Source organism: Phenylobacterium sp. (genome assembly GCF_035276905.1).
Lineage (GTDB): Bacteria > Pseudomonadota > Alphaproteobacteria > Caulobacterales > Caulobacteraceae > Phenylobacterium.
On record NZ_DATELG010000244.1, the window covers coordinates 1 to 4219 of the forward strand.

Annotated in this window: 6 protein-coding genes; 1 reads left to right on the plus strand and 5 read right to left on the minus strand. The window is 70.0% G+C overall.

The features are described from left to right. Window positions 1–28: 28 nt before the first annotated feature. From VJS38_RS11245 to VJS38_RS11255, 3 genes are all read right to left on the minus strand, one after another. A complete protein-coding gene (locus tag VJS38_RS11245) occupies window positions 29–850 on the minus strand; it encodes a phage Gp37/Gp68 family protein (protein ID WP_324088237.1) in 822 nt (273 codons plus the stop codon). A gap of 599 nt (window positions 851–1449) precedes the next feature. Next, entirely contained in the window at window positions 1450–1713 is a 264-nt protein-coding gene (locus VJS38_RS11250) for a hypothetical protein (RefSeq protein ID WP_324088238.1), read from the minus strand. Between the two features lie 138 nt (window positions 1714–1851). Continuing rightward, the gene (locus VJS38_RS11255) at window positions 1852–2310 is read right to left on the minus strand and encodes a pyridoxamine 5'-phosphate oxidase family protein (RefSeq protein WP_324088239.1); all 459 of its coding nucleotides are present in this window, start codon (window positions 2308–2310) and stop codon (window positions 1852–1854) included. Between the two features lie 363 nt (window positions 2311–2673). Between VJS38_RS11255 and VJS38_RS11260 the strand changes: the two genes are divergently transcribed. Next, window positions 2674–3414, plus strand: a complete 741-nt coding sequence (locus VJS38_RS11260) for a hypothetical protein (protein ID WP_324088240.1) — start codon at window positions 2674–2676, stop codon at window positions 3412–3414. An 18-nt stretch (window positions 3415–3432) separates the two neighbouring features. Here the strand turns inward: VJS38_RS11260 and VJS38_RS11265 are convergent, their stop codons facing one another. Both VJS38_RS11265 and VJS38_RS11270 read right to left on the minus strand, forming a co-directional pair. After that, window positions 3433–3801: a hypothetical protein gene (locus VJS38_RS11265; RefSeq protein ID WP_324088241.1), complete on the minus strand. Its 369-nt coding sequence runs from the start codon at window positions 3799–3801 to the stop codon at window positions 3433–3435. 142 nt (window positions 3802–3943) lie between these two features. Further along, the coding region (locus VJS38_RS11270) for a hypothetical protein (protein WP_324088242.1) at window positions 3944–4219 on the minus strand (276 nt) is incomplete at its 5' end.

Sequence of the window (4219 nt, forward strand, 5' to 3'; positions counted from 1 at the left end):
GTAAGGGAAAACAGCAAGGCCTGATCGTCTACGCTGTCCTTGCGCGGGGGAGCCCGTCCCATGTCGTGCCATCCAAGAGTCGTCCAGCGGCCTTTTTACCCAGCCGCAGCATCGTTGTCCCATCCGCTGCGCAAGCTGATCTGGCTTTGGCGAGGTTTATGCCTTGCCCTGGGGCCCAGTCGCCCCATTGCTTGAAGTGAAATGGGATCTCGGCGGCCATGCATTGGTTCATCAGGTCGCGAAACCAAGAGGGGCTTGAAGGGCGGGCTTTGGGCCCGCTTTCTCCGCCGGTGATTACCCAGTCGATGGCGCCAGACCACGGTGACAGGTCAAGCGGCCCCAGCAAGGGTTCGGCAGAGATGAACCGCACCCGGGCGGGGATCGCCTCAAGCGCCGGAAGGCGTTTCTCCGCCCACTCCTGGTCCTCGACTGTCGTGCCTAGCCAGACGTTGTGAGGCCAGGCCTGACCCCAAGGTGTGGTCACGGTCACACGGTCCGGCCGCTTGGTCAGCAATAGCCAATCCAAGGATGGCGTCTGCTCGATCAGCTTCCAGAGCTTCGCCCGCGCGGGATCCAGGTCGCTTCGGTCCTCGAACACGTCGGCCATCGAGGCGCAGAACACCCGTGGCCTTTCACCAGCGGCAATTGCGTCGCGGTTCCACTTCAGAGGCTCCGCCCAGTGCTTTTCGCCGAAGAACCGGCGATCGGCGTTGACACCCCAGATGTCTTGGCCGACGCGCTTAGACCAAGCCTCGGCGTAGCAATGCTTGCAGGCGGGCGACAGCTTCACGCAACCCCACCAGGGATTGAAGGTATGGGTCGTCCATTCGATCCGTGAATTCTTGACCACGCGTCGCTCCGCTGATCGGAACCTAGCCCAAGATCGGGTGCCGAGCCAGTTCTTGTTATGTTCCGACGCCGCACAAGTGATACGGCAGCTCAGCTTATGGTTTCCAAGGGGTTAAGGCCGTCCTAACCGAAAGCCGACCTGACGAACGGCCAGCGGAAGAGGATTATGGGGACACGATACCCATCCCTACAGATCGACCCTCGATCCGCGCCCCAGCGCCCACCTGCCCTTAAATGTCACGCCCAGCATTCTGCCTGTCGGCCGAGCCTGCTCAAGGACCGGCCGACAGGCCGGCCGCAGCGCGGCGCGCGCGGAGCGCGCGTCCTTGACCAGGCTCGGCCGACAGGCTCCGATCTCGCCGGGACAATCAAGGACGGGAGTCCTCCTGCGGAGGCCGTCCGGCGACACAGCTTTCTTCGGTGGGCCAGGCCGGCGGGCCAAACGCCCCCTCCGTCTCGCTTCGCGAGCCACCTCCCCCGCAAGCGGTGGAGGATCTGTCGGTGTCGATGGACGACTCCGGTTTCATCTCGCGCTCCTCCGCCGGCGCAGCAGGCCACAGCTGCGGCCGTAACGTCCAGGAGCCCGAGCATGTCCAGCCGTCACGCCCGGCCCGCCCCGCCGGCTCTCACCCACGGCAGCACCGCGAACGCGGTCTGGCTGGCGAGCCCCACGGCGCCCGCCGGTTCGGCCAAGGCGCGCAGGTACTCCGCCGCCGACCGGCCGAAGGCGAGCCGCGACAGCGCGAGCTCGGCGGCCATCAAGAGGCCGAACGCGGCCGCCCCCATCGCCAGCCCGTTCCAGCGCCCGCGAACGCCGAAGCGCCGGACCGACCAGCCGCACGCCAGCCACGACGCCAGCAGCATGAGTGGGGACTCGATGAGAACCGCCGGCAATTCGCCCCACCGCGGCGCGACGACGAGGACCCGGACCGTCCCCAGCACGCACCCGGCCCGCGAACACCAGCGCGAAATAGGCGAGCGCCGCCCCCCCGACGGCGCCGTTCAGGCCTCGCACGTGACGAGATCGGCGTGGGCGAAGCCCTGGGTGTAGTCGAGCACCGAAACGACGGTCGGCGTCACGCGGAAGATCGCGACGTCGGCCGGCGACGGCAGGGTGAAGGCCACGCCCTCCTGCGCCGGGTAGCGGGCGAACAGCAGGCTGAGCGCCTGGGCGCCCTCCGCCTCGTCGAGGACGCGGCGGGCGTGCGCCGCCATCGACAAGCCCTTGATCTGCATCACCTGGTCGACGTCGTCGTCGATCGCCAGGGAGACGCGGTCGTCGCGCGCGAGATTGGCCGCCTTCTGGCTCTCCTTGCCGCAGAGGAAATAGAGCGTGAGCCCGACGTTGGCGTAGCCGACGCTGGTCGTCTGCGGCCAGCCGTCCGGCCTGATCGTCGCGATCCTCATGGTCCGGTGCTGGTCGAGCAGCGAGACGATCTTTTGCTTCAGCACCTCGTCCATCGCAGGCCTCCAGGGCGAGGGCGGACTCTAGCCCCCTCCCCGCCCGGAGCCTTGACCCGGCTCAAGCCGCAGGGCGCATATGACTTCGAACACGGCAGCTCGCCCAGAAGGTGGCCCGCGCAGCGGGTCGGATGAGGGGTCGAGCCGATCTCGAAGATCGGCTTCGCCGAAACCACGAAATGCACGAAATACACGAAAAGCCGGCGCGAGCCCTGGCTACCCCGCTTCAGCGGCGGGTTCGTGCATTTCGTGTTTTTCGTGGTTCCAAATTGGCGATCGCTGCGCGCCCCCTCATCCGTCGGGCGTGAGCCCCGTCCCACCCGCCTTGACAAACCCCGCCAATCGTTCACTCTTTGTTCGCCGATGACCGCCTCGGCCACATCCTCTCCGCAAGCCGACGCCCCGGGCGCCGCGCCCCGCGCGCTGATCGAGCGCCAGCTGTGGGTGCTGGGCCGGCTGGCCGAGGCGGGCTTGAACGTCGCGCTCGCCATCGAGCAGCAGGCGACCGCGGCGGCCGAAGCCCCGGACGCGGCCGAGCCGGCGCCAACCCCCGAGCCGGGCCGCGTCGTCCAGGGCGACGTCGCCCTGGCCTATGCGCGCGCCTCGCGGGCCGTGCGGCTGACCGTCGCCCTGCAGGCCAGGCTGATCAAGGACCTGCAGGCGCTGGACGAGCAGGCCGCCCGCCTGCGCCGCGGCGAGCAGGTCGAGGCCGAGCGGGCGCGGCAGGCCATGGAGACCGCGCGCAAGGAGCGCGTCGAGCGGATCGTCGAGCGGGTGATCCGCGCCGAGCTCGGCGACGAAGACGAGGCGGACCGGCTGGCCGAGGCGGCCTGGGAGCGGCTCGACCACGACGACATCTACGGCGACCTTTCGGCCCGGCCGGTCGGCGAGATCATCGCCCGCGTGTGCCGCGACCTCGGCCTTTCGCCCGACTGGAGCCGGCTGGCCGAAGAGGCCTGGGCCCGGGAGGAGATCGACCGCGCCGCCGCCGGCTCGCCCTTCCTGGCGCTGAGCTGGCCGGACCCGCCCCGGCGCGCGAGCGCGCAAAGCCACGCCTCGCCCGCCGACCCGCCTGCGGCGGAGCCTCAGGCCGCGTCGCCCTGAAGCCGGCCGCGTCCTAACCTAGTGCGGCGCCCCCGGGCGGTCCTCGGTCACGCCCCCCTCGCGCGCCGCCCCGAAGTCCGCCCCGCGCTCGCGCATGTAGCGGTCCGTGCCCTCGCTGGCGGTGAAGGCGTAGGTGTCGAGGATCTGGGGCTCGACGAACTCGATGCCGAGCTTGGTGAAGGCGGGCCTCAGGCGGTCCGTCAGGAAGGCGTCGAAGTCGGCGCGGGATTCCCAGACGTCCGCGACGCAGATGCCGCCCTCGTCGAACCCGCAGGCGTGGGTCAAGGCCCCGGCGGGCGGCCGCTGCTCGAGATCCAGTTCCTGGATGAGGGCGTCGTATTGCGTCTGGTCGACGCTCGGCGAACGGAACAGAGCCATGATCGGCATGGCGTCCTCCTTCGATGAAACCCGGTCGGGACGACGGAACCAGAGGTGCGCGGCCCCAGCGCCCCGATGGAGAACCGGGAAATAGGAAAACGTCCGCTGGCCCCGCTCGTTTCAAGGGCCGAGGTCGGCGACTGCGACCGCCCTACCCGGTCGGCGCCTCGCCCCGCGCATACCCCAGGCACCCCTGCAGGAAGGCCGGCGTCCGCCGCTCGGCCGCACGGCAGTAGCGCGCCAGGCGGATGTGGTTCGCCTGCGCCCAGCGGTAGCCCTCGGCCTTCTCGTTGGCGTCGTAGACGGCGACGGCGCGTTCGTAGGCCTGGCGCTGCTGCTCCCAGGCCTGCTGCGGCGAGGGCGTGACGACGGCGGGCGGGGCGTGGGCGGGCCTGGCGGCGCGGGGCGCGTGCGCCGGGGCGGGGGG